This is a genomic window from Streptomyces sp. NPDC002884, from assembly GCF_040295245.1.
In the GTDB taxonomy this organism is placed as follows: domain Bacteria; phylum Actinomycetota; class Actinomycetes; order Streptomycetales; family Streptomycetaceae; genus Streptomyces.
Genome location: NZ_JBEOVB010000040.1, coordinates 1 through 23,322 on the forward strand (window position 1 = coordinate 1; position 23,322 = coordinate 23,322).

General features: G+C 69.5%; 23 protein-coding genes and 3 pseudogenes. 13 read left to right on the forward strand and 13 right to left on the reverse strand.

Annotated elements, in window-relative coordinates; genetic code table 11:
• Positions 1-361: 361 nt before the first annotated feature.
• Positions 362-799 (reverse strand): hypothetical protein, encoded by a 438-nt coding sequence (locus ABT070_RS40260; RefSeq protein ID WP_351767910.1) that lies wholly within the window; start codon positions 797-799, stop codon positions 362-364.
• Between the two features lie 207 nt (positions 800-1,006).
• Between ABT070_RS40260 and ABT070_RS40265 the strand changes: the two genes are divergently transcribed.
• Entirely contained in the window at positions 1,007-3,403 is a 2,397-nt protein-coding gene (locus tag ABT070_RS40265) for a DEAD/DEAH box helicase (RefSeq protein ID WP_351767911.1), read from the forward strand.
• A 419-nt stretch (positions 3,404-3,822) separates the two neighbouring features.
• Here the strand turns inward: ABT070_RS40265 and ABT070_RS40270 are convergent, their stop codons facing one another.
• Both ABT070_RS40270 and ABT070_RS40275 read right to left on the reverse strand, forming a co-directional pair.
• Positions 3,823-4,167: a hypothetical protein gene (locus ABT070_RS40270; RefSeq protein WP_351767912.1), complete on the reverse strand. Its 345-nt coding sequence runs from the start codon at positions 4,165-4,167 to the stop codon at positions 3,823-3,825.
• 71 nt (positions 4,168-4,238) lie between these two features.
• Positions 4,239-4,391: pseudogene (locus ABT070_RS40275) on the reverse strand (GNAT family N-acetyltransferase); the annotation flags it as partial.
• Positions 4,392-4,546: 155 nt separating this feature from the next.
• Here ABT070_RS40275 and ABT070_RS40280 point away from each other — a divergent pair.
• Positions 4,547-4,717, forward strand: a complete 171-nt coding sequence (locus ABT070_RS40280) for a DUF5670 family protein (protein ID WP_020131495.1) — start codon at positions 4,547-4,549, stop codon at positions 4,715-4,717.
• A gap of 579 nt (positions 4,718-5,296) precedes the next feature.
• Positions 5,297-5,647 (forward strand): STAS domain-containing protein, encoded by a 351-nt coding sequence (locus ABT070_RS40285; protein ID WP_351767913.1) that lies wholly within the window; start codon positions 5,297-5,299, stop codon positions 5,645-5,647.
• A gap of 355 nt (positions 5,648-6,002) precedes the next feature.
• On the opposite strand, the gene ABT070_RS40290 is transcribed toward ABT070_RS40285, so the two are convergent.
• Complete coding sequence (locus ABT070_RS40290; RefSeq protein WP_351767914.1) at positions 6,003-6,833, reverse strand: enoyl-CoA hydratase/isomerase family protein; 831 nt, start codon at positions 6,831-6,833, stop codon at positions 6,003-6,005.
• A gap of 280 nt (positions 6,834-7,113) precedes the next feature.
• Entirely contained in the window at positions 7,114-7,989 is an 876-nt protein-coding gene (locus tag ABT070_RS40295) for an aldo/keto reductase (RefSeq protein WP_351767915.1), read from the reverse strand.
• A 262-nt stretch (positions 7,990-8,251) separates the two neighbouring features.
• Here ABT070_RS40295 and ABT070_RS40300 point away from each other — a divergent pair.
• Positions 8,252-8,512, forward strand: a pseudogene (locus ABT070_RS40300) (Gfo/Idh/MocA family protein); the annotation flags it as partial.
• A 23-nt stretch (positions 8,513-8,535) separates the two neighbouring features.
• On the opposite strand, the gene ABT070_RS40305 reads toward ABT070_RS40300, so the two are convergent.
• A complete protein-coding gene (locus tag ABT070_RS40305) occupies positions 8,536-8,667 on the reverse strand; it encodes a hypothetical protein (RefSeq protein WP_351767916.1) in 132 nt (43 codons plus the stop codon).
• A 6-nt stretch (positions 8,668-8,673) separates the two neighbouring features.
• On the opposite strand from ABT070_RS40305, the pseudogene ABT070_RS46325 reads away from it, so the two are divergent.
• Both ABT070_RS46325 and ABT070_RS40310 read left to right on the forward strand, forming a co-directional pair.
• A pseudogene (locus ABT070_RS46325) lies at positions 8,674-8,820 on the forward strand (hypothetical protein); the annotation flags it as partial.
• A gap of 77 nt (positions 8,821-8,897) precedes the next feature.
• Entirely contained in the window at positions 8,898-9,323 is a 426-nt protein-coding gene (locus tag ABT070_RS40310; protein ID WP_351767917.1) for a hypothetical protein, read from the forward strand.
• A gap of 165 nt (positions 9,324-9,488) precedes the next feature.
• Here ABT070_RS40310 and ABT070_RS40315 read toward each other — a convergent pair whose 3' ends face one another.
• Entirely contained in the window at positions 9,489-9,878 is a 390-nt protein-coding gene (locus tag ABT070_RS40315; RefSeq protein WP_351767918.1) for a MerR family transcriptional regulator, read from the reverse strand.
• 74 nt (positions 9,879-9,952) lie between these two features.
• On the opposite strand from ABT070_RS40315, the gene ABT070_RS40320 reads away from it, so the two are divergent.
• From ABT070_RS40320 to ABT070_RS40340, 5 genes are all read left to right on the forward strand, one after another.
• Entirely contained in the window at positions 9,953-11,149 is a 1,197-nt protein-coding gene (locus ABT070_RS40320; protein ID WP_351767919.1) for an MFS transporter, read from the forward strand.
• Between the two features lie 73 nt (positions 11,150-11,222).
• Entirely contained in the window at positions 11,223-13,061 is a 1,839-nt protein-coding gene (locus ABT070_RS40325; RefSeq protein WP_351767920.1) for a glycoside hydrolase family 3 protein, read from the forward strand.
• Between the two features lie 76 nt (positions 13,062-13,137).
• A complete protein-coding gene (locus ABT070_RS40330) occupies positions 13,138-13,656 on the forward strand; it encodes a hypothetical protein (RefSeq protein ID WP_351767921.1) in 519 nt (172 codons plus the stop codon).
• A gap of 334 nt (positions 13,657-13,990) precedes the next feature.
• Positions 13,991-14,200 carry a DUF6207 family protein gene (locus tag ABT070_RS40335; protein ID WP_351767922.1) on the forward strand — a complete coding sequence of 70 codons (210 nt, stop codon included), beginning with the start codon at positions 13,991-13,993 and terminating at the stop codon, positions 14,198-14,200.
• Between the two features lie 123 nt (positions 14,201-14,323).
• A complete protein-coding gene (locus ABT070_RS40340; RefSeq protein ID WP_351767923.1) occupies positions 14,324-14,548 on the forward strand; it encodes a hypothetical protein in 225 nt (74 codons plus the stop codon).
• Between the two features lie 70 nt (positions 14,549-14,618).
• On the opposite strand, the gene ABT070_RS40345 is transcribed toward ABT070_RS40340, so the two are convergent.
• From ABT070_RS40345 to mobF, 5 genes are all read right to left on the reverse strand, one after another.
• Positions 14,619-14,915, reverse strand: coding sequence for a hypothetical protein (locus ABT070_RS40345; protein WP_351767924.1), 297 nt, complete (start codon positions 14,913-14,915; stop codon positions 14,619-14,621).
• An 89-nt stretch (positions 14,916-15,004) separates the two neighbouring features.
• The gene (locus tag ABT070_RS40350) at positions 15,005-16,396 is read right to left on the reverse strand and encodes a replication-relaxation family protein (RefSeq protein ID WP_351767925.1); all 1,392 of its coding nucleotides are present in this window, start codon (positions 16,394-16,396) and stop codon (positions 15,005-15,007) included.
• A 607-nt stretch (positions 16,397-17,003) separates the two neighbouring features.
• Positions 17,004-17,432, reverse strand: a complete 429-nt coding sequence (locus tag ABT070_RS40355) for a hypothetical protein (protein ID WP_351767926.1) — start codon at positions 17,430-17,432, stop codon at positions 17,004-17,006.
• 778 nt (positions 17,433-18,210) lie between these two features.
• Complete coding sequence (locus ABT070_RS40360; RefSeq protein ID WP_351767927.1) at positions 18,211-18,435, reverse strand: hypothetical protein; 225 nt, start codon at positions 18,433-18,435, stop codon at positions 18,211-18,213.
• Between the two features lie 124 nt (positions 18,436-18,559).
• Positions 18,560-20,464, reverse strand: a complete 1,905-nt coding sequence (gene mobF, locus ABT070_RS40365) for a MobF family relaxase (protein ID WP_351767928.1) — start codon at positions 20,462-20,464, stop codon at positions 18,560-18,562.
• 360 nt (positions 20,465-20,824) lie between these two features.
• Here mobF and ABT070_RS40370 point away from each other — a divergent pair, with 360 nt between their 5' ends.
• Both ABT070_RS40370 and ABT070_RS40375 read left to right on the forward strand, forming a co-directional pair.
• Positions 20,825-21,115, forward strand: a complete 291-nt coding sequence (locus ABT070_RS40370) for a hypothetical protein (protein WP_351767929.1) — start codon at positions 20,825-20,827, stop codon at positions 21,113-21,115.
• 62 nt (positions 21,116-21,177) lie between these two features.
• Positions 21,178-21,726 (forward strand): DUF6233 domain-containing protein, encoded by a 549-nt coding sequence (locus tag ABT070_RS40375; protein ID WP_351767930.1) that lies wholly within the window; start codon positions 21,178-21,180, stop codon positions 21,724-21,726.
• 441 nt (positions 21,727-22,167) lie between these two features.
• Here ABT070_RS40375 and ABT070_RS40380 read toward each other — a convergent pair whose 3' ends face one another.
• Positions 22,168-23,127, reverse strand: coding sequence for a helix-turn-helix domain-containing protein (locus tag ABT070_RS40380; RefSeq protein WP_351767931.1), 960 nt, complete (start codon positions 23,125-23,127; stop codon positions 22,168-22,170).
• Positions 23,128-23,322 lie beyond the last annotated feature (195 nt).

The following is a 23,322-nucleotide window of genomic DNA, read 5'->3' on the forward strand; positions in this document are numbered from 1 at the left end:
ATTACCCGCACCGCGGGTAATGCCCCCGGCAAGCCGGGGGCATAGAGCACGAATTGCGCAAGCGCAATTCGGAATTCCCGCGTAAACGCGGGAATGAATTCCGTAAACGGAATTCTAGAGCGAACCTCTTCGCGCAAGCGCGAAGAGGCGAGATTCCCGCAAGCGGGAATCCGGGCGTCCGCTGCGCTCCCGCCCTACCGGCTCCGCCGGGCAGCAAGGGGTGAGGCATCGCGCCCCGGGAATGCTGGCGGCTCCACTGCACTCCTGGAACGAGGCTTCTGTGGGCGGTCTCGCACTGTGTGCGGGGCTTTCGGGCCACGTGTTGCGCGGCTCGGGGCTGGCGGCACCAGGGGGTCTCGGGTCAGTCTTGTTCGCGCTTGTCTGGTGGCGTCCACGTCCAGGGCTTCGCAGGGGGCGGCGGCTCTTCCAATAGACTGTGGAACTTTTCCTTCAGGCTTTTTCGCGGGGCTTCCTTCTCTTCCTGCGAATGCACAAGCCGGGCCGTGGTCACCCGTATGTGGCACTCCCGGTGACGCTGCCTCACAAGCACTACCCACGCACCGTCTTGAGCGAGGAAAACATGCCGGGCCGGCTCATCCCCCGGCCGCGCACGCCCGGCCAGTATGCCCGGTATGTAGTGCAGAGCCGCATCCTCGGCCGCTGCGACCGCCTCCGCCTGATCCTGGCCGATGTGATGCGTGCCGACGAGCATCCATCGGTGCAGATGCACATCCACGCCATCGGGGTGCTCGATTGTTAGGGTGTCCTCTTCGATCAGGACGTACCATTCCGCAGTCATGGCGGGAGCCTATCTTCCTCGACTGGTCGAACCGCGACGCCCCATCTGATCGAGGAGCGTGCGATCTGATGGGGCCAATCTTCTCGAACGTTCCGGGCCGATGTGATGCAGTGTGTAGGGTTTGGGTCTAGGCATCACCACATGGGGTCGCCGGACCGGACAGGGTCCCTCCCACTCAGTCCCGCCATTTCGTGAAGGGAACCGAATGTGGCCGTGAAACTGCGTGACCACCAGATCGAGGCTGTTGACGCCATTGTGCGCGGTCTGGATGTCCCGCCGGGAGGGATCCCGTCCGACGGTCTGCGCGGGCAGGTGCACGCCGCGTGCGGAACGGGGAAGACCATCATTGCTGCGGTGTCCGCCAAGCGTCTCGTTCCTCGTGGGCGTGTTCTCGTTCTGGTACCGACTTTGGAACTGCTCACGCAGACGGTCAAGGCGTGGCGGGCTGCGGGCCATAACGGTGATGCGGTGGCGGTGTGTTCGCTGGAGGATGATCCCGATCTGTGGAATCTGAGGGTTCGGGCGACGACGAATCCTGTGCGGCTTTCGCTGTGGCACGGGAAAGGCCCGGTGACGATGTTCGGTACGTACGCGAGTATCGGTGTGCTGGCCGAGGCTTTCGAGGGTGCGTACGGGCAGGAACTAAATCCGCTGGATTTGGTGGTGGTCGATGAGGCGCACCGCACGTCCGGTTCGCTCGGTAAGAAATGGGCCATGGTTCATGACCAGGACGTGATTCCGGCGGCGCGGCGGTTGTATCTGACGGCGACGCCGCGGATCTGGCAGGAGCGGCTGGCGCATTGGGAGGTGCGGGAGGGTGTGCGGGATGCGCTTCCGGCTGAGTTCGCGGCCTCGATGGACGATGAGGGGATCTTCGGGCCGGTCCTGTACAAGCTGTCCTTGGCGTCGGCGGTGTCGCGGGGGCTGCTGGCGCGCTATCAGCTGATCGTGGCTGAGCTCACGGACCCTGTGGTGACTCCGGCGCGGCTGCGGGGGCCTGAGGCGCGTGAGGAGGAGGTGCGGGGGGAGCGGATGGGGGCGCTTCAGGCGGCGTTGTTGCGGACGATGGCGGACCACGGTTTGCAGACCACGATTACGTTTCATCATCGGACTGTGGAGTCTCAGGCTTTCGCGGAGGGTTTGAAGTCGGTGGCTGTGCGGCTTCATGCGAGTCAGCCTGGTAAATATCCGTCGCGGATCTGGGCTGACTGGCTTTCCGGTGAGCACGCTCCGGAACATCGTCAGGAAGTGCTTTCGGGTTTCGGGAGTACGGCGCGGCGGGCTGTTCTTTCGAATTGTCGTGTTCTTGGTGAGGGTGTTGATATTCGGGCGGTGGATTCGGTCGCTTTCATTGATCCGAAGGGTGCGCCGCATGACATTGTTCAGGCGATCGGTCGGGCGCTGCGGCAGAAGCCTGGTGAGGGGAAAGTGGCTTCGCTCATCGTTCCGGTTTTCCTGAAGTCCGGCGAGGCGCCTGAGGACATGTTCACTTCCGGTTCGTATCGCCCGTTGATTCGGGTGCTTGAGGGATTGCGTGCTCATGATGAGGAGGCTGTCGAGTTGCTGGCCATTCCTCAGGAGCCGCAGAAGGAGGCTGTTCAGCCGTCCATGGATATCGGTACTCCGCCTGAGGAGGGTGAGGAGGAATCGCGTCTGCTGTTGCGGTTTGCTGCTCCGAGGGATCCGGTGATGGTCGCGAACTGGGTGTCGTTCAACGTGATCGATACGGAGCGGCAGGACTGGGCTCGGGGGTGGGCGGCGCTGCGCGGGTATGTCGAGCGGACCGGCAGCGCCCTGGTTCCCTACGAGCACCGCGAGGGCGCGGCGCCGCTGGGGCAGTGGGTGGCAGAACAGCGGCGGGCGTACGGGGCGGGGCAGTTGTCGTCTACGCGTGCGGAGCGGCTCGAGCAGCTGGGCATGGTGTGGTCGGTCGCGGATGCCGGGTTTCAGGAGAATCTGGCGGCGGCGGGGGTCTACTACGAGCAGCATTGGACGTTGTGTGCTCCGCGTACGGCCGTGGCTCTGGACAGGCCTTTGGGTACTTGGTTGTCGAATTTGCGGAGGCCGGGGGCGTTGGCGGGGTATCCGGAGCGGGCGGCGGCGTTGGCGGAGATCGATCCGGATTGGAACCCGGTGTGGCCGGCGGAGTGGCAGCGGCACTACGCGGCGGTGCGGGAGCTGCTGCGCGACGAGCAGGACACGCAGATCCTGCCGGGGACCACGGTGCACGGGCTCGATGTCGGGCGGTGGGCCGCGCGGCAGCAGGAACACGCGGTGTGGCACGGGCTGATGGACGGCCAGCGCGAACGGTTGGAGCGGCTCGGGTTCACCCCGCGGCCCGCGCAGCCCGAGACGGCCGTGAAGGCCCGCAAGGGCGGCTCTGACGCATTCGAGCGGGGGGTTGCGGCTCTGGCGCAGTACCGGGCTCGCACAGGCTCTGTGACAGTCCCCAGAGCCCACGAAGAGACCGTGGTGATCGACGGTGTCGAGCACCTGGTGAAACTGGGGGTATTTCTCTCCAACAGCCGTTCCAGGCGGGGGAAGCTCACCGCCGAACGCCTCGCCGCACTCGCAGCCCTCGGACTGGACTGGGCGGGGGCGTGAGCTCAGGGGATTACCTGTTTGTCCGCCAGGACCAGGAGGTCACCGCCGTCTGCTGGTTCTGTGACGGTGTGTCCGAGCTGGACCAGCAGTCCCGAGACCGCGGCCTGCACGGCCGCCTGCATGCTGTCGCCCGAGGCTCGGGGCTGGTCTTTCGCCAGCGAGGTGAACGCATCCGAGGCGGTCCACCTCACCAGCACCCCGGCCGGCGCCGCCGTCACAGCGAACCCGGGCCTGCCGTCCTCTGCATCCCCGCCGACTAGTACTCCAGCTGTAGATCGTGATCTTCATGTCCGGCTGCGGCCGGTCGGCAGTAGAAACTGGTCTGCGATCGTGCCTGGCGGCGGCATCGCCAGTCGGACGGGCCGAAGCAAATTCCGACGGCCTCGACTTGCCACCCGGCCAGTTGGGGCCCTCGGCGCTCAGACCAGGTGGTGGGTGGTCAGCTTCCCGCCTTTCGTCCCGGCCGCGAGGAGAGCGCTTCCGTCCGGCAGAGACGCCGCGGAGACATAAGATCCGATGAACGTTTGTTTGAACGATTCGCCGGACAGCAAGTCCCACTGGCGCACCATGTCCTGGTCTGCGGTGAACAGCCGTATCAGACCCGACACGGTCGCCGTCGCGATCCTCACGAATTCCCCCTCGGCCGGAATCGGCGGGCCTATCTCCTCCCCTGTCTCGGCGTCCCAGCGGCAGACGACCTCGCCCTCCTCCACCACGCCGACGATCAGCGGTCGCCCGTCGTCGTTGTACGCCGTAGTCAGCATGCCGACGTGCGGAGCGTTGATCTTTGCGCCGAACGACGACTCGCAGAGGTCGCCCTGCCAGCGCCGTACTCCTTCTCCCCGTACACGCGCAGGCCCCTGCGACGCAGGCCCTCGGTCACGGTCAGCGGGACCGTGTGCAGGGCCGGGCGGGTACGCAGGAAGTCCCCGGCGCGGTCGAGGAACGCGTCGAGGTCCTGGGTGAGATGCCAGCCGTCGGGGCGCATGCCCCATCGTCGCGCGTGGGGACCGCCCGCCGCCTCCCGTTTGTCCGGCCCCTCAAGGCCGGTTCCGGTGCCCGCAAGAGCAGTGAAGAAACCAGGTGAATCAGCCGTGTGCTCTTCGATTCGCCGGGCACCAGGAGCAGCGGAGGTTGATAACTATGGTTCCCCTGCTTCTCGTTCTGCTTCTGGCTCTGATCCTCTTCGGCGCGGGCTTCGCGCTGAAGGCACTGTGGTGGATCGCTGTCATCGTGCTGGTCGTCTGGCTGCTGGGCTTCGTCATGCGCAGCGCAGGCACCGGCGGCCGCAAGGGCCGCTGGTATCGCTGGTAACCCGGCCAACAGCAGTTGGCCGGTGGGCCCCCGGAGGCAGTCCGGGGGCCCACAGCCATGTCCCGCCACGCCACATCCCTTCCGACAAACCGTGTAACGACCATCTTCCCGGGCACCAGACCCCATAGCTGGGGCCCGGTGAAGCAGCGGAATCTGCACCTCCAACCACCGGACCCCAGCCACACCCCGGCCAGCTGCACTCGAGCGCGTGGGATCACGAAGCGTGGCCGATGGCGGCGGGGCTGGCCTTGTCGGGGACGCGGTCGACGGCTGCTTCGGCCACCAGCCGGGTTGCACGGGTGCTGTTGGCCGCGGGCGCTGGCCACCGTGCTTCCGGCCTGGCCACCCAGCAGACGCGTCATCGTCGGGCAGCCCTCGCGTCCTTGATCAACGGAGAACGCCCCCGCAAGGTGAGGACCCTACGGCCCGGTTCACCGGCTCCGCCTTCCCCTGGAGCGGTGCGGTGCGGTGCGGTATACGAACCCGGATTTTGTTGACGCTGCAACCGCTCATGCGCTTGCGTGGGGGAGGACACCGACTCCGTTTCGTGGATCTCCGGAGGAAGAACGAGGTGGTCCCATGCACGTGTCCCCCCTGGCCGTCTCCCAGCACACCACCCCTGCCGGCGTGCACGTCCTGACATTGATCGGGGAGATCGACCGCAGCAGCGTGCCCTTCGTGGGCTGGGCGTTCGACAACGGTGCAGGCGAGAAATGCGCGCCCTGCACGGTCATCGACTTCGCACACGTCACGTTCATGGACTGCAGCGGCATCTCCTTCCTCCTCTACGCCCACCGTGCCGCGCAGGACAGCGGCGGCTGGCTCCGCCTGGCCAACGTTTCCGCGTCCGTGCAACGGCTCATGCGCCTCGTCGGCCTGGACGACATCGTGCCGGTGTACGCCACGCTCCAGGCCGCCCTCCCCTCCTGAAGAAGGAGACCAGGCGTCCCCATAGCTGCATGCGTCGCAAGGATTCCCTCGCGTGCCCTGCCGGCCCCGGCCCCGAGCTCCCGTCCCGGCTCAAGGCACGGGACGGAACGCAGACGGAACAGGGCCGTTCATTGTCACGGAACCACGCTGTGCCGGCGCCGAAATAGGGTCCTCAACGTGCGCGGCATAGGCTTCCAGCGGCCGCGGATCGGGCGGACACGGCAGACAGCTTGGCCCTCACGGCGGCCAGGCAGTGGGAAGCGCCGCTGCTTGGCCTACCGCCGCCCCGAACCGCAATCAACACATCACCGCTCGCGGGCCTGCCGCGCACTCCGCCTGGTCGCCCGGGTTCCGGTCATGCGGAAGGAAGATCGCCCAGACGCTCGGCCATGTTCAACTCGAAGTCCCTGTCCTTGCTGAAACCGGCGGCGTTCAGCTTCGGCATCATCGCCTGCGCTTCGGGCCAGGCGTCCACCCCGGCAAGCACATGGTTCGAGACCCAGAGATCCCCTTCCGAGGGGACGCCGGCGCGCGCGTTGACCAGCTTCTTGCCGGTCTCCAGCGCACGCTTCTCGAAACCGCTCACGCGCTCGGCAAAGGCGTCGACGAACGCGTCGAGTTCACCATCGGGAACAGATCGGTTGACCCAGCCGTAGCGTTCGGCGATATCCGCGTCGAAGTCGTCCGCGCCCAGGACGACCTCGAGGGTCCTCGAACGTCCGATCAGGGCGGCGAGCCATTCGACGCCGCCGCCGCCCGGGATGGAGGAGCCCGCGACCTCGATCAGCGAGAACACCGCCCTCTCCTTCGATGCGAAGCGCATGTCCATGGCAAGGGCGAACTCGAACCCCTGGGCCCGTGCGCGGCCGCGCACCTTGGCCACGCTGATCACGGAGGACTGCGCGAGTCGGGTCACGAAGGTCGGCCAGTGGTCGAACGACGCCCCGCCCGGCTGGTCCGCCGCCCCGTGGCCGCGCTCAAGGTCGTGGTGGTTGACGAAGAAGTCCTCATCTCCGCTCTCGAACACGACGATCTTGAGATCGGTGTCGCGCTCGATCTCGTCCATCAGGACATTCAGTTCCGCGAACATCTCCGGGTCGAAGAGGTTGAACGGGGGATTGTCGATGACGACGCGCCAGTAGGCAGGCGATTGCCGGATGACGCTGAGTCGGTTGGTGACGGTCATGATGTGAACTCCGTTCAGAGGATTGTTGCGGGCGGGCCAAGGCGAGCAGGCCGGCGCAATGGGTGCGCCCTGGGGAGGCAGAGGAGGCCGCTAGCAGCCGGGGTAGCTGATCAGGCTGGTCTTGGGGCAGGAGGAGCGGCTGCGGTCTTGCGCGCGGCCCCCGGTGTGCGCGCGTCCGACGTCATCCGGACGCTGGGCTCCGGCGGCGGGCGCGAAGGGGCGCCGAGTACAGGACGGATTCATGTCCTGCGTCTGCCGGGATGCTGGCTGGAGCGCCGGTTCAGGCGCCGGCCTTCGACAGTGCTTCGAACTCGTCGTCGGTGAGCTCGATGGTCGCGCCGGCGAGGTTGTCTTCCAGGTGCGCGACGCTCGATGTGCCCGGGATGGGGAGCATGACCGGGGAGCGCTTGAGGAGCCAGGCGAGAGCGAGCTGTGACGGTGAGGCGTCGTGCTGCTGGGCGAGTTCGGTGAGCGGGCTGCCTTCGCCGGTGAGCTGTCCGGTGGCGAGCGGGAACCAGGGGATGAAGCCGATGCCCTGCTCTGCCGACCAGTCGAGCAGTTCCTCCGACGAGCGGTTGGTGAGGTTGTAGAGGTTCTGCACGGAGACGATCGGCGCGATCTCCTGCGCTGCCTGGACCTCGGCGACGGTGACCTCGCTGAGGCCGATGTGGCGGATCTTGCCTTCGTCCTGGAGGTTCTTCAGTTCGCCGATCTGGTCCTCGAGCGGGGTGTCGGGGTCGATGCGGTGGAGCTGGAACAGGTCTATGCGCTCCACCCCGAGGCGGCGCAGGCTCAGCTCGGCCTGCTGGCGGAGGTAGGCGGGGCGGCCGACGGGCGTCCAGAGATCGGGGCCCTGGCGGGTGAGGCCGGCCTTCGTGGCGATGACGATGTCGTCGGCGTAGGGGTGCAGGGCCTCGCGCAGGAGGGGCTCGGCGACGTCGGGGCCGTAGCTGTCGGCGGTGTCGAAGAAGTTCACGCCGAGCTCGACGGCCCGCCTGAGCACACGCACGGCTTCCTTGTGGTCCTTCGGCCCGCCCCAGACGCCCTTGCCGGTCAGCTGCATCGTGCCGTAGCCGAGGCGGTTGATCTCGAGGTCGCCGCCGAGACGGAAGGTGCCTGAAGCCTCTGCCGGACGGGTGTCGGTTGCCTTGCTCATGGGGGTGGTCCCTTCGGATCGGATATCCGGACCGGTCGCGTACCCGTTCATGGCCGGGGCACGATGACCTGACCGTGTGCCATGACCCCACGATGCAAGGTTGACATTTATGTCAGGGTCAAGCCGGGCGGGGGTGACCCGTCTCTCGGCAGGACACGTACGGCTTCCCGATTGACCTTCTACCAGTGTCAACGTTTGACCTGATCTTCCAGGGCGTCGCGACCGCGAACAGGGGTCGAGCGAACCAGAGAAGGAGCAGAGCATGAGCGCGCAGCCAATCCGGGTCGGGATCATCGGGACCGGCTTATGGGCCAGCTACGGACACATCCCGGCGTTGCGGACCCTCCCGGAGTTCGAGGTGGTCGCCGTATCGGCGCGCCGGAAGGAATCAGCACAACAAGCGGCCGAGAAATTCGGCATCCCGCGCGCCTTCGATGACCCCCACGACCTGATCAGGGACCCAGACGTCGACCTGGTGGCGGTGCTGACCCCGACCTCGTCGCGCGTGCCGCTCGTGAAGGCTGCCATAGAGGCCGGGAAGGACGTCTACAGCGAGTGGCCGCTCACCACCCGCACGTCGGACTCGGAGTGGCCGAGGCAAGGGGCGTGCGGCACGTCGTCGGCCTCCAGCGCCGCCAGGGACCCGCCGCCCGATACGCACAGGACCTTGTGGCGCACGGATACGTGGGGGAGGTACGTGCCGCCCGCATCTCGGTCGGCGTGGACGCCTTCCCGCCCGTCATGCCGGAGAAGACCGCCTGGACCTTCGACGTCGACGCCTTCACCCACGTGCTCTCCATCTACGGCGGACACTTCCTCGACGTGCTGTTCCAGATCGTCGGGCCCCCCAAGAACCTCACCGCACTCACCGAGACCCAGTTCCCGGACCTCACCAGACCGGCAGGACCGTGCGGTCCGCCAAGCCCGACGAGGTCATGGCCATCGGCACCCTGGAGAACGGCGGTCTGTTCTCGGTCCAGTTGGAAGGCGCTCAGAAGTTCCCGACGGGCCTGCAGATCGACATCACCGGCACCGAGGGCGTCCTGCGGCTCACCAACGAACGCGCCTTCGAGAACACCGAGGACAACACCGTCCACGGCATCAACGGAGACAGCGGCACGGCCGCGCTCGCGGTGCTGCCCGTTCCCGAGGAATACCGGTCCCTCTCGGACGCCTCACTCGACGAGAGCGTGCAGGACCTGGCCCACCTGTACGCCGCGTTCGCCCGCGACAAGGCGAACGGCACCACCGAGGCGACCACGTTCGCCGACGCCGTACGGCAGCACCATCTGATCGACCGGATCCAGCGGTCGTCCGAGGAGTTCTCGGCGTAGCCAGACGACCGGCCACGCATCCGCTGGGCAGGCCGGCACCGCACGACCTGTTCTTCCCCGTCAAGGAAATCCCACGGGTACACGAAGGCCCTCGGATACCGTCACGCAGGGTCGGCTACCTGGACGTGGCCGCGATCGGCCGGGTCCGTTGCGATGACTGGGTGGCTACGCGGCGCCGGCGGCGGACCGTGTCGAAGTCGCTTCGTTGACGGCGCCGATGTAGCTGTCGATGGCGTCCCGGTTCCGGGTGAGGCAGTCGATGCGGTGCGTCATCCGGTCGCGCTCGACGGCTAGGAGTTCGAGCAGTTCCGGTTCGGCGTCATCAACGACGATCTTCAAAGGGCTGCCGAGGCACGGCAGCATCTGCTTGATGATCCGGGTGGGAATGCCGCTGTCGATCAGCCCGCGGATCTGGGTGACCCGGCCCACCAGGTAGTCGTCGTACTCGCGGTATCCGTTGGGTAGCCGCCGCGGTTCGATCAGCCCCTGCGCCTCGTAGTAGCGCAGTGACCGCGCGGGTGTGTCCGTCAGCTTCGCGAGCTCTCCGATGCGCATGTGGCCGTCCTCACTTCCCGTCTGCGGCTCAGGGTTTGACCTTGACATCAATGTCAACCATGCACGGTAAGGTTATGACTCAAGTACAACAGGCGCCCGCCCCCGTTGACCAGCCGGGGCGGCTTCCGCTCAGCGGTCTGCTCGCCCTCGCGGCCAGCGGCTTCATCACGATCATGTTGGAGACGATGCCGGCGGGAATCCTGCCGGCGATCAGCGGCGACCTACGGATCTCGGAGTCGGCCGCGGGCCAGACAGTGACCGTCTTCGCGATCGGATCCATCGTCGGCGCCATCCCGCTGATCAGCGCGACGATGGGGTGGCCGCGCAGGCGGCTCCTGCTCCTGGCGCTGGCCGGATATGCCGTGACCAGTGTCGTCACAGCCCTGTCCGGCTACTTCGTCCTCGCCCTCGCGGCCCGGTTCGTCGCCGGACTGTTCGCGGGCGTGCTGTGGGCGATCATCGCGCCCTACGCCCGGCGCATGGCGGCACCGCGCCAGCAGGGCAAGGCCCTGACCATCGCGCTGGCGGGCACCCCGATCGCGCTCGCGATCGGCACCCCCGTCGGAACGCTCCTCGCCGACCTGATCGGATGGCGCGCCACCTTCGGAGTGATGACGCTGCTCGCAGCTCTGGTGATCGTCTGGGTGCTCGCGGCCGTGCCGAACTTCCCCGGCCAGGCCAAGGGGGAGCGCACCCCCGTCGGCCGGGTCTTCACTATCCCCGGCGTGGTCCCGGTCCTCGCCGTCGTCTTCCTGTACGTGATGGCGCACAACGTGCTCTACACCTACATCGCCTCCTTCCTCTCGCCCGTCGGCCTGGACGGCAGCGTCAGCGCCGTGTTGCTCGTCTTCGGCGTCGCCTCTCTGGTCAGCATCTGGATCACAGGCGTCCTCATCGACCGCCACCTGCGGCTTCTCATGATCAGCAGTACCGGGCTTTTCGCGCTGGCGGTGCTCGCACTCGGCCTGCTGGTCTCCCTTCCCGTCGTCGTCTTCCTCAGCGCCGCGCTGTGGGGACTCGCCTTCGGCGGAGCCGCGAGCCTGCTGCAGACCGCCGCCTCCAACACGGCCGGTGACGCCGTGGACTCCGTCCAGCCGGTCATCGTGACCGTCTGGAACATCGGCATCGCCGGTGGCGGGCTCGTGGGCGGACTCCTCCTCGGCGGCCTCGGAGCCTCGTTCCTGGCCTGGGGAACCCTCGTGCTCCTGGCCGTCGCGCTCCTCATCACCGTCGCCGGACGGCGCCACGCTTTCCCCGCCTACCGCGGGTGACCCGAGTCCATGCCGCGCACCACACCCCGAAGGAACCTCCGGTAGGTCCGCACTCACGCGAAGGAGAAGCACCGTGACGAAGCAGATGCACAGCGAACCAGCACACCCGTGGCAGGACCGGCGGCTGACCCCGGACGAGCGCGCTCGGCTCGTCGTCACCGCGATGACCGAGGACGAGAAGTTCGCCTGGCTCTCCGGGCCGATCGCGGTCCCGATCCCCGGCCGCCCGCCGATCCCGGACGGGGCGCTGGGCTCGGCGGCTTTCTACCCGCCGATCGAGCGGCTCGGCATCCCGGGCATCCAGCAGTCCGACGCCAGCCTCGGCGTGGTCAACCCCGGCGGTGTCCGCGAGGGCGACGAGGCCACCGCGCTCCCGTCCTCACTGCTGCTCGGCGCGACGTTCGACATCGAGACCGCCCGCGAGACCGGGCGGCTCCTCGGCCGGCAGGCGCGGGCGCAGGGCTTCGCGGTGCTGCTCGCCGGCGGCGCGAACCTGGTCCGGGAGGCCACCGGCGGCCGCAACTTCGAGTACGTCAGCGAGGATCCGCTCCTCACCGGCAGGCTCATCGGCGCGTCTGTCGCGGCGATCCAGGCCGAGGGGGTGGTGTCCACGGTCAAGCACTTCTCCCTCAACGGGCAGGAGACCGGCCGGGTGATGGCGGACTCCCGCATCGAGGAGGCCGCCCACCGAGAGTCCGACCTGCTCGCGTTCCAGATCGCGATCGAGGAGGGCCGGCCCGGGTCGGTCATGCCCGGCTACAACCTCGTCAACGGCCACTACGCCGGGGAGAACGCACACCTCATCAACGGTGTCCTCAAGGGCGAGTGGCGCTTCGAGGGATGGGTCATGTCCGACTGGGGCGCCACCCACAGCACCGAAAAGGCTGCACTCGCCGGTCTGGACGTGCAGTCCGGCGCCGACTTCGATACCGAGCACTATTTCGGCGAACCGCTGCGCGCCGATCTGCACGAGGGCCGCGTCCCGCCCGAGCGCATCGACGACATGATCCACCGGCAGTTGAGGACCCTGTTCCGGCTCGGCGTCATCGACAACCCGCCTACGCCCGGCGGTCTGATCGACCTCGCCGCGGGCCGCCGCATCGCCCAGAGGGCCTCGGAGCGCGGCCTCGTCCTGCTCAAGAACGAGGCCGACACCCTCCCCGCAGCACAGGGGCTCGACCGCATCGTGGTCATCGGCCGCCACGCCGATATCGGCGTGCTCGCCGGAGGCGGGTCCTCCGCCGTCACGCCCGAGGGAAGCCTGGTCGAGCCCTCCGGCCTGGACCGAGTCTGGTCCGATCGCGTCTACCACCCCTCCTCCCCCTTGGACGCCATCCGGGCCGAGGGGGGTGCCAGGCGCGTGGACTTCCTCGACGGCACCGACCACGACGCCGCGGTCACCGCCGCCGATGGCGCGGACCTCGTCGTGATACTCGCCGAGGAGTGGCGCGCGGAGGGCCTCGACCGGCAGGGTGTCGGACTCCCCGACGGGCAGGAGGACCTCATCGCGCGGGTGGCCGCCGCGAACTCGCGGACCGTCGTCGTCATCGAGTCCGGCGGCGCCGTCAGCGTGCCGTGGGCGTCGAACGTCGCGGCTGTCATCGCCGCGTTCTACCCGGGCTCCGGCGGCGCGGAAGCGATCGCCGGAGTGCTGTTCGGCCGGGTCAACCCCTCCGGGCGCCTGCCCGTCACGTTCCCCGCCCAGGCCGGCCAGCTGCCGCGCCCCGAGCAGCGGGACCCGGCCACGACGACGTCCAACCCGAACCAGGAACGGATCGGGGAGATCTTCGAGGTCCCGTACGACATCGAGGGCAGCGGCGTCGGCTACCGATGGCTCGCCCGTGAAGAGCTCACCCCGCACTACCCGTTCGGCTGGGGCACGGCGACGACTGACTCGGCCACGTGCAGCTGATGACCGGACGACCGGCCAGCAAGATCGACAAGGCCGCGGCCGCCATCGGAAGGCGTGGGACCTGGTGCCCAGGCCGGTGGTGGTCGACTCAGGCGGCAGCGGCGCGGAGCTCTGGGTGTACTACCGTCCCTCCGCCGCCCGGCACCACCGGCACCACCGGCTCCGGCGGCTCCGGTGGATGGGCGCCAGCCATCGCGGCAAGCTGGACGCCGCAGCCTGTTTCGACGGCGAGGCGAGTCACCTGCAGGACTGGGCGAACCGGTACGCGCACTCGTGGAAGGCAATGCGCGGTGGTGGTCCGGTCCACATGGGACGCTTCCTGCGCCGTCTGGCTCGCCTGGAGGCCGGGCTGACCGACTGCGCCTACTACGCCAAGCCCGGGGTCCTCGCCGGGATCGTGGAAAAGGCTGGCCTGCCCTACGAGGGCCTGTCCGAGGACGTCGCCTACGCGATCGGCATGACGCCCCGACGTCCGTCGGACGCGGCAGAGCACCCGGGCACCCGGCTGTGCACGCTGTGCGGAGCCGGGCAGGAGTTGACGCCTCTACTCCGTGGCTTCGACCACATCACCGACTCCGCCCCCGACGACTCCTGACCCCGGCCGCCGCGCCGTCGGCGGCCTGGGCGCGGCCGCTCTGCCCGGCGCGCAACACCGGCGAGCGCGCCCCGATACCCGGCTGCGTCCGCTCCGCCTATCCCGCCCCTCCCACTCCTCAACTCCAGCCAGGGCATAGGCGAAGGGGGTCGCAACGGGGATGTCAGCGGCCCGACCACGCCGTACGCCCGTGGTGACCTGGGCGGACTCCAGGACGCTGTGAAGACCTGCGCAACGTCTACCGCAACACACAGTGCAACCCGGGGCCCTACTCGGTCGGGTGAAGACGTCGGGATAGGAGAACTTCTGCGGCTCGCGGCGCGTAGTGCCAGGCATGAGGGAGATCACTGACGCGCACGTGGCAGAGCCGGGCCTGGCTGTGGTGGAGGTCGCGGCCGCCGATGATGCAACCGCGCTCGCGGTTCAGGAGCTACTCGCCGCGCGGTGCGCGATCGCACCGGCGGACCGTACGGTCCGCGAGCCCGGAGAGCCCGGTGTACGGCTGCGCTGCTTCCTGGATCTGCGCCAGGAGCCCGGCGCGTAGCACGGCGGGCGGCAACGTCCCGCTGACCAGCCGTGGTCCGGGTCATGGTCGGGGTTGGCGGCAGCGTGGTCTGGGGTGTGGTCGGTCTGGCCATCGGTGGGGGCGGTCGTCCAAGGTGGGGCGATGAGCGAGCTCCGACCCGGTGACATTACTGACGAAATGCGGCAGGCCGTGGACACGGCCCGGCGGCAAGGACTACAGAAGGACCTGCGCACCCTCGCGGCCAGCATCCGCGCCGACGCCGAAGGCCGGACCGCCGGCGCGGAACCCGGCTGGCAGGCCGGAGTCGAGTGGACGCTGCCGTGGATCGAGAACACCGCCAGTCAGCTGACCGAGGGCAGGCCGTAGTGAGCCGGTGGCGGTGGCGGGTGAGCAGCGCGCTGACCTGCCGTGGTCGGCCTGATGGTCGGGGCTGTGGTCAGGGCGTGTCGCCGGAGTGGTAGAAGCGGCAGCTGACACCCGGGCCCGGCGTACGCGCCTCGACGGGGCGCGGGTCGTACAGCGACCGGCCGCCGGGGAACTGCCCGAGCTCGGTGGACAGGGCCACCCCGTCGTCGACTTCCACGGTCCGCCATCCGTGGATGTCCAGCAGCAGGCCGTCCAGCGGTCCGCCGACCAGTTCGGCGTAGGTCCGGTGCGCGAGCGGGCCGGGGTTGGGGCCGTCGTGGTCGTGGCCGTAGACCCGGCCGTGGCGCAGCTGCTCGTCTCCGTTCATCCGTCCAGCGTCGCAGCCGCCACCGACAACGCGGGCTGGCCAGGAGCACATCGGGCTGGCCCGCGCCGCTGGCGGAAGGACCGACCGGGTCAGGTGCGCCAGCGTCCGAGCCAGCCGCCGGCCTTCCGTGCGGCCTGCTCGGCTTCCACATCCTGGCGAAGGCGCTCCTGCTCCTGGCGCCCGCGTTCTTCTGCCTTGGCCTGCCACTGGGCTGCAACCGCCCGGCTCTGGCAGTCCTCGCACAGATGCGGGTGCGACTCGCGCGGCTGCCCCCAGTCCCGTAGGTCGACCGCCGTCCATCGGTCGTCGCTGAACTTGTTCCCGCAGTCCGCGCACACGGGACGCCGGGCTTCTCGTTCCGCGGTTTCCTGCGCCTCGCGGCGCTGCTGGAATTCCCGGGCTTCTTGGCGACGGCGGGCGAGGGCGGCTTCCCGGCGGGGGTTGCCGATCGCGTCCAGTAGCGGCTCGCGGTGGTCACGGCCGAACCGCTGGAAGGCGGGCCCGGCCGGACCGTGCTCGCGCAGCAGCTCCAGCGTGGTCGCCAAGATCGGGATGCGGCCCTGGTAGGAGCGGAAGCCGTCCTCGCGGTCCCATCGGCCATGCCAGTGCGGACGGGTGAGGTCAGCGACGTGTTCCATCTGCCTCTCGGGGGAGCGCTTGCCGACCTGGTGGAAGACGAGCAGCACCGGCGGGTGTGCATGCTCATCCGTGCGTGGTGCGGACCAGCGGGTGCGCCACATCGGCTTCTCGATGCCGTCGGTGTCCTTCTCCTTCCGGTGGAAGAACCTCATGTACTTGTCGAACTTCCCGGCGATCAGCACCGCTTCCTCGGTGCAGTTGTCGACCTCTATGAACAGCAGCGGCACCCCGGCACCCGGCGCGGTCAGGACGACGTCGGCGCGGGCACTGCCGATCGCGGGGTTCTTCCAGGTGCCCTTCACCGGAAGTGCGACCTCGGTGGCGTAGGAGGTGAGGGTGCCGATCCCGCCGGGTGCGTCGACGGCGGCCTGCGCGGCGGCGACCGCTTCCGCCGGCTCTCCCGCGATCAGACCCAGGTCGGGCTTCGGGCGGATCAGCGCGATGACCGTCTCGGTCACCGTCATTGCGTGCGAGGCGCCGGAGCGGCCCCCGCTCTTGGGCATGCCGCCCATCTCCTCCGGCTCACGGTCCAGGTCGATCGCGGCGGCGGCCAGCCCGGCCGCGGTGAGCAGCCGGACCTCTTCCCCGCCCCGGGTGCGGCCACCGTCGACCGCCAGGCCGTGACGCCGCAGGTCGTTCACCGCGCCTCGGTGGGAGGCGGTGCGTGCCTCCTTCCGCAAGGCGGCCGTCTTCTTCAAGGTGTGCCGGTAGGTCAGGTGCGGCGAGGCCAGCCGCTGGATCTGGTCCGCAGTCGCGATCTTGAGCACACCGAGCACGCACAGCACGTCGCTACGCAGGCCGTTCGACGATCCCGCCTCGTTCTCCTTGCGCTTGCCCGCCATCAGGCCCGCCCTCCCGCCGCACGCGACCGGCCACCGTCCGGGCGCCGACCCCCGGCCGCGGAGGGTCCCGGACCCCCGGACCCGATGATCTCCCCTACCACCGACAACCAACTCAGGTCATAGGGAAGAGAAGAGGGTTGTGACAATCCGGGAGCGTCCCCGAAAGCCGTGGTGACCTGGGGAAATACGGAGTGCGCGGGTGCCGGGCACGGAAGTGGCATCGGAAGGGGGACCGTAAGCGCCGACGGCAGGAGCTCACCCGGGCTTGCCCAGCACTCCAGGCGGCCACGGCCGGGCCGGGCAGCAGGGGCAGGGCGGTGTCCGGCGCTCCCCGGTCCTGGACGGGTACGGCGGCGGGAAGTGGCGACGGGGCTGGGCACGGGCGGCGTGGGCACGGTGTCCTCGCGTTTCTCCGGCACCAGGGCCGGGGAGGGCGGCTGTCGGTCCGTCCCACGCGTATCCGGCACGCGCGGGACGGATGCCACCCTGCGGGATCACCCCTTGTCCGCGACCTGTTCACTCCGGCCCGCGGTGTCCGTTATGCCCCTTGACCACCCCTTGACCGGACGGTTCGCCCGTGGCCGACGCCACACCGCCCGGTGGCAGCTCAGCGGGCTGGGCGGGTGTTGGAAGGCGAGGATCCCAGCCGCCAGTCCGAGGGCTTGCGGGAGCGGAACGTCTGCCCGCTCTCGATCCTGGCCTTGTTCCGCTCGAACTCCCGCTCCGCCGCCGACAGCTGGCGCGGAGCGCAGCCGGGGTGTCCCCAGGCCTCCCCCGCCTTCGTGATGACCGCGCCCTTGTCGTAGTCCTTGAAGCAGGCCGGGCAGGTGCCCGGATACGCGGCCCGGACCGAGCCGCGCGGCAGCGGAACCGCCTTCTTCGCCGCGGTCTTCTTCGCGGCCGGCTTCCCGCCGACCGCCTTCTTCTTCGCCGCCTGCGCCTGCTTGATCGCCTCGCGCTGCGCCTTGCCGGGCCTCTTCTTCGGCTGCTGCCCGCGTGCCGCCTTCGCGGCCTTCTGTGCCGGGGTCTGTCCCACGGGCGGATCGTAGAGCCACCGCGCCGGGCACGGCCGCGCGCCACGCGCACCGGAGACCCGAGTCCGCAGGAGCACTGGCGTCCACCGGTGCGCACCGGTGCGCGCGGCGCGATGAGTTGTGCGCGATGCAGCGCACTCCCCCACCCGATGGTGCGCATCCGGTGCGGTTCACTCCCGCACCCGGTGCGCACGATGCCGTGCACTCCCGCCAGGCGGTGCGCATCGTGATGCGGGGTGCGCACCACACCACGCACCCGTTCACCCAGCGTGAGGGACTCAAGAGCGGGCGAGGGAGGGAGAGTTCTCCCCCGGATGCACAGCATCGCGCCAAAATAGGGGGACGATGCGGGCGGTAGCGAACCCTGTCTAGGGGAAACGCTGGCAGATCCGATGTCGACAAGGGTTGATTCTCAACTCGACAAGGGGTGCAACATCCGGTGCGGCACATCTCGATAAGGGGTCCGCACCGACCGCACCAGCCCTGCGCACCGTCACCGTGAGTGTCTGCATCGCGGTGCGGTGCGCACCGCCGGGCTTCACCGTGATGCGCACGGTGCGTCGGCCGGGAGTGAACGTCATCGCCGGTGCGCACGATGAAGTGCACCGCCGACATCGCGTGCGCGCACCGGATGCCGGGAGTCCCGCACACCTCACCGGCCGGACCCGCCGGAGCGGAGTCCACCCGATGTCGCGGTGGAGTCCACTCCCACCCGGTGCGCTCCGCGATGGGCTCCACTCCCACCGGGTGGATCCCCACGGTGGGCTCCACCCTCCGGGCTCACATCGTCCATCGCGCCCACCGGGTGCGCGGTGGAGAGTGGCGGCGCAGGCTCGCTGCGCGCCACGGGTTCGGCCGGCCGCCGGGGTACTGCCGGGAGCGGCGCCGGACCGGCCGCGGCTTCGGCGACGAGTACAGCGCCGTCCGCAGCCGGCTGGCGTCGGCAAGGTGCTCCAGGCGCTCCCGCTGCTCCGGCGAGAGCTGTATCAGGATCAGGTCGACCATGGTTCCTCCTCGTTCACGGGGGCGGTCCCCGTACTCTCGCCGCGCCCCGATGCCTCCGGGGCCGAGGCGCCGGGTGCGTGCCAGGTGCTGGCGCGGTTGCTTCGAGCTGCGTCCCGCCGGGCGGTCACGGCCGGGGCCCGGGACTCTGGCCGTGACCGGGCTGCTGGTGCTGCTGCTCGTGCTCCTGGCGATGGCCGTCGGCGGGGGCATCGGGCGCGACCGGGGACTTCTTGTCCTCGTAGGCGCGGCGGCGGGCGTCGGCGGCGCGGGTGAAGGCGGCGAGCCGCTCCAGGTTCTTCGGCGTGCGCAGCCACGTCGCCGCGTCGGTCGTACGGCCACCGAGGTACTCCTCGGGCATCGCGGCCCGCTGATGGGCGTGGACGGCGTCGGCCCGCTGCGCCGGGGTGAGGGCGGCGTCCCGGCCGGGGTGGTCGACGGCGCGCGGCGGCTCTGACGCCTGGTCGTGGCGCTGGTCGTAGGTGTGCGCGGCGGCCGACGTCGCGGCCGGAGCGACTGCCTGCCCGGCGGCCGCGGTGCGAGCAGCACGGATCGCGTTGCGTACGGCGAGGCTGGCGACCCGGGCCCGCTCGTAGCGAGACGACTCCCGGGGCGGCTTGCCGTCGGTGCCGGCGATCCACCAGGGGTCGGGCTCGGGGAAGTCGGCGGTGTAGAAGATCTGGTCGGCGGCGGGGGCCCGGCGGCCGGGCTGGACAGCGGTGGTCTGGCGGCCGTGGTCGGCCAAGGCGCGGTTCGCGATGTAGTCGTCCAGGCCGCGCGTGAACTCGCGGCCGCGCAGGGTCTCCAGCAGGTGCCGGCGCGCTTCGGCCAGGACGTGGCGGCGGGCGAACTTGCCGCGCACGGTAAAGACGACCGCGGCGACGTCGACGGCGGCTAACGCGGCGTCGACCACCGGGTCCACCCGCGCCCGGATCGCCGCACCCGCCGCGCGACAGCGGTGCAGGAGCCCGTCGACCACCCGCTCGCCGAACTTCAAGAGCGCGGACGCCTTCCACCACGCGAGCAGGTACTCCAGCGGGCGCGGGGTCTTCTTCTCGGGGCGGGTGTCCTGCGCCGCCCACCACCCGAGGCCGTGCCGGGCCTTTTCGCCGGGCAGCCGCCCGTGCTTCTGCGCGTACCTGTAGGTCAGACCCTCGAGGGCGTCCTCGATCCGCTGGCGGCGAGTGGAGGTCCAGTCGATGAGCTCGGAGTCGACACCGGCTATCTCCATCACCGGGCGCAGGCCCGGCGTCACCTCCCGGGGCACGGTCGCCAGTCCCAGCTCCTCACACACCTCGGTCGTCATCGCGAGGGTGTAGAGCGTCCCGGCCGCCACCACATGGCGGTAGAGACGGCGGGTGTCCAGCGCGCCCCACTTCGGCTCGCCGTTGTCGTCCAGGCGCTGCACGCGGTTGAGGACCAGGCAGTGGTCGTGCAGGAGCGGGAATCCGTCGCGATTGTCGAAGTGCCGGAACGCCGCGACCACCAAGGCCGGCGTCTTCGCGTGGCCGCGGCCGGAGGACCACCGGGTCTCCGCGACGTCGTCCTCGAGCCAGCGCAGCGCCCTGGCGATGGCCCTCTCGTGGGCCCGCTCGATAGTCCGGCGGATCCTGTCGTCTCCCAGCGCCCACAGCACGTGCAGGGAAGCCTGCGGGCGGAAGGTGAAGTCGATGGCGAGCAGCGGGGTCTGCTTGCGGGCCTCGATCTCTTCGATCGGCTGCCCGAGCACGGTCGCCCGTCGCGCGGTCGCCGCATCGACGCCGTCGTCCAGGAGGCCGCGCTCGATGCGGTCGGCGTCCGGGTGCCGGCCCTGCCCGAAGACCAGCTCCATCTGGCGCTCGGACGCCTCCGCGCCCTCGGTGAGCCCGAGCGCGTCCAGACCGCGCCCCAACCACCTCCCGGGCGGGAGACCGGCCATCTCCTGGGCGGCCTTGAGGGACTGGCTGGCCGGGCGGCGGCCGTCCCCGAATGCGACTCCGCGCACGTAGTAGCGCCAGGCGTTACGCCTCTGAACCTTCGCGACACTCAGCATTCCCACAGGGGACAACGGGTCTGACCTGCGGAAAAGCGCGATCCCGTACGGCGGGAGAGTTCACCGGACCTTCACCGCCGAACCCGTCGGGCGGGCGTACGCGGCGACGCCGTGCCCGCCCGGCGGACACCACCAAGGCCATGCAAATGCTGCGCGGCCCCCAGTCGCACCCACCTCACATGCCACGGAAAGCACCAGCAGACGACTCCACCGTCAACGAGCGCACATCTACGTACCGCTCCCCCACCGATGGCCAAAGACGTATCAGCCCGCACCACGTCACCGACTCCCTTCCACCCAAGAGAGACACCCACTGCCCCCGGCGACAGCCGGGGGCTTCGTGCTTCCTGGAGAACCGACGTGCCCACCTACGAGTCCACGCCCCGCTTCACCGCCGACCATCACCGCCTCACCCCCGAACAGCGTCGCCGCTTCCGCCAGGCCGTGGTCGCCTTCGTCGACGACCTGCGCACCGGCCGTTTCCGCGCTGGCCTCCGCGTGAAGGGCGTCCAGCGCGCTCACGGTGTCTTCGAGCTGACCTGGGACGGCAACGGCCGCGCCACGTGGTCCTACGGGGAGGAGATAGTCCGCGGCGAGCAGCACATCGTGTGGCGCCGGATCGGCACCCACGACATCCTCACCGGGCCCTGACCCGTCAGCACGGTGTCAGGTCCCGATGGAGACGGCAGACACATTCCCCTAGAATCGGATGTGTGTTCGATGACCTGCCGGAGGACCTGCCCCGCCTGGAGACGCTGCGGGTGTGGCACACCCTGTGGCTGGGCCGCATCGATGCGAAGATCGCCGCCGTGCAACAGCGGCAGGCAGAAACCGAGCAGGGCCGGCGCCGCCGCCCCGAGCCCCCGCAATGGACGGTCGAGCTGGGCATCGGCACCGGACGCCCGCCGATCCAGGTCCACACCGGTGACTGCCATATGGCGGGCAAGCGGCGCCGTCCCGTCGACCGTGACGAAGCACGCCGCCTCCTCACCGACGGCCTGCGGCCCTGCACCCACTGCCGCCCCGACACCCAGCTCGACATCCCCGCCTTACCCCGCGGCACCACACCAGCCCTCCCCCACCGTCCCCTGCCGCAAGGACACCGCCTCCAATGGGCACTCTCCCACCAGCGCCTCCCCTCGCAGACCCTGACCCGTCCGCGTTCGTCTGCCTGGGCAGCCAGGTCGGCCCCTGTGCCGCATGCCAGCGCAAGACCCACAAGTACGGCCACGGCGGCAGCCCCCTCTGCCAGTGGTGCATGACACCCGTTCTGCAAGGCTGGGGACTGACCGCCCGCCACACCAGCACCCGCGCCTAACCGGTCAGCGCAACCGCCGCGCCTGTGTCCGGCCGTTCGTGGCGCAATCGAGACGGCATGGCCGTCCGGTGGAAGAGATCTCCAGTGACGTGGCACCTGCCACAACCGATGCTGACCACCCCGGCCGCCGACCCCGCCCTGCCGCCCGGCTGGGTAGCGGAGCCGAAGTTATGGCGGGGGTTGGCAGTTGTCCGTTTGTCCACGGTGCCGCGAGCTGGAGTGCAGCGTCACCCCAGCGGTCTCGCGTAGCTGGCTGCGTATCTCTTGGTGGACTCACCGACAGAGCCACGCGTAGACGGCTGCGCTGTCCTGGCCTCGATATCGGTAACTGATGGTGCCGCTACGCAGCAAAAGTTGCCGCAGATCGACTCGCGCCGCTCGTGGATCAGTCGGGTGTCTCGGCCGAGTCGGCGGGCTGGGAGTCGGTGGCCGGCGCGGTCCGCTCGATGTCGTCGTTGGTCGCGGCCCAGCTGGCGAGCAGGTTCAGGGCGTCCTGGGTGGGTGAGTGGGGCTCGGGGGTGTAGGTGAGGAGGAACTGACTGGGGCCGTCGGGGAGCGGGAAGGTCTCGAAGGGCAGGTCAAGGTCGCCGACGACCGGGTGATGGAGGAGTTTCACGCCGGTGGTGTGCATGCGGACGTTGTGGGCCGCCCAGCGGCGACGGAATTCCTCGCTGCGGGTGGACAGTTCCCCGATCAGGTCCGTCAGCCGTCGGTCGTAGAGGTCGCGGCCGGCTTCGGCGCGCAGCATGGCGACCGTGTCATTGGCGACTTCGTCCCAGTGGCGGAAGAACTCGGTCGCGTGCGGGCTGAGGAAGACAAACCGGGCGTTGTTCGGCGGCCGTGCAGGATCGGCGTAGATGGGAGAGAACAGGACGCGCCCGAGGTGGTTGGCGGCCAGGATGTCCCCGCGTCCGCTGAGGATGAACGCAGGTGTGCCGGCCATCGAGTCGAGGACGCGCTGCACCGTGGGCCGTACGCGCTGCTGGGCCGGACGGCGGCGTGGCGGGCGGGTCGTGCCGGCGCCGCGCAGGAGATCGAGCAGGTGGATGCGTTCGGCCTCGTCGAGCTGGAGTGCCTGTGCGATGCCTTCGATGACGCTTTCGGAGACTCCGGTGGCGTTGCCGCGCTCCAGCCGGGTGTAGTACTCGCTGGAGATGCCCGCGAGGAGGGCGACCTCCTCGCGACGCAACCCGGTGACCCGTCGGCGCTCTCCGCCGTACAGGGGCAGTCCGGCTTGTTCGGGGGTGACCCTGGCCCGGCGCGTGCCGAGGAATTCCCGGATCTCCGCACGGAAATCATCGCGGATGTCGCGGTTGGTGCCTTGTGGGTCGTTTCTGCCTGCCATGCCTTTCACTCTACGAGTGCTTCCGCCGGGTTGGGGGGCCCTGTCAGTGACCCCCTCAGCAGGGACTCCCACACGCGCGTGACAAGCGGTTTTGTTGGTGGTGCACCGCCCACGGCGGTGTGAACCGTCCGGACGGACGGTGCTTGTGCCGCCGGTCCCAGCCCCCTCCGTGGCGCTGTCGGCGCCGCTTGCATC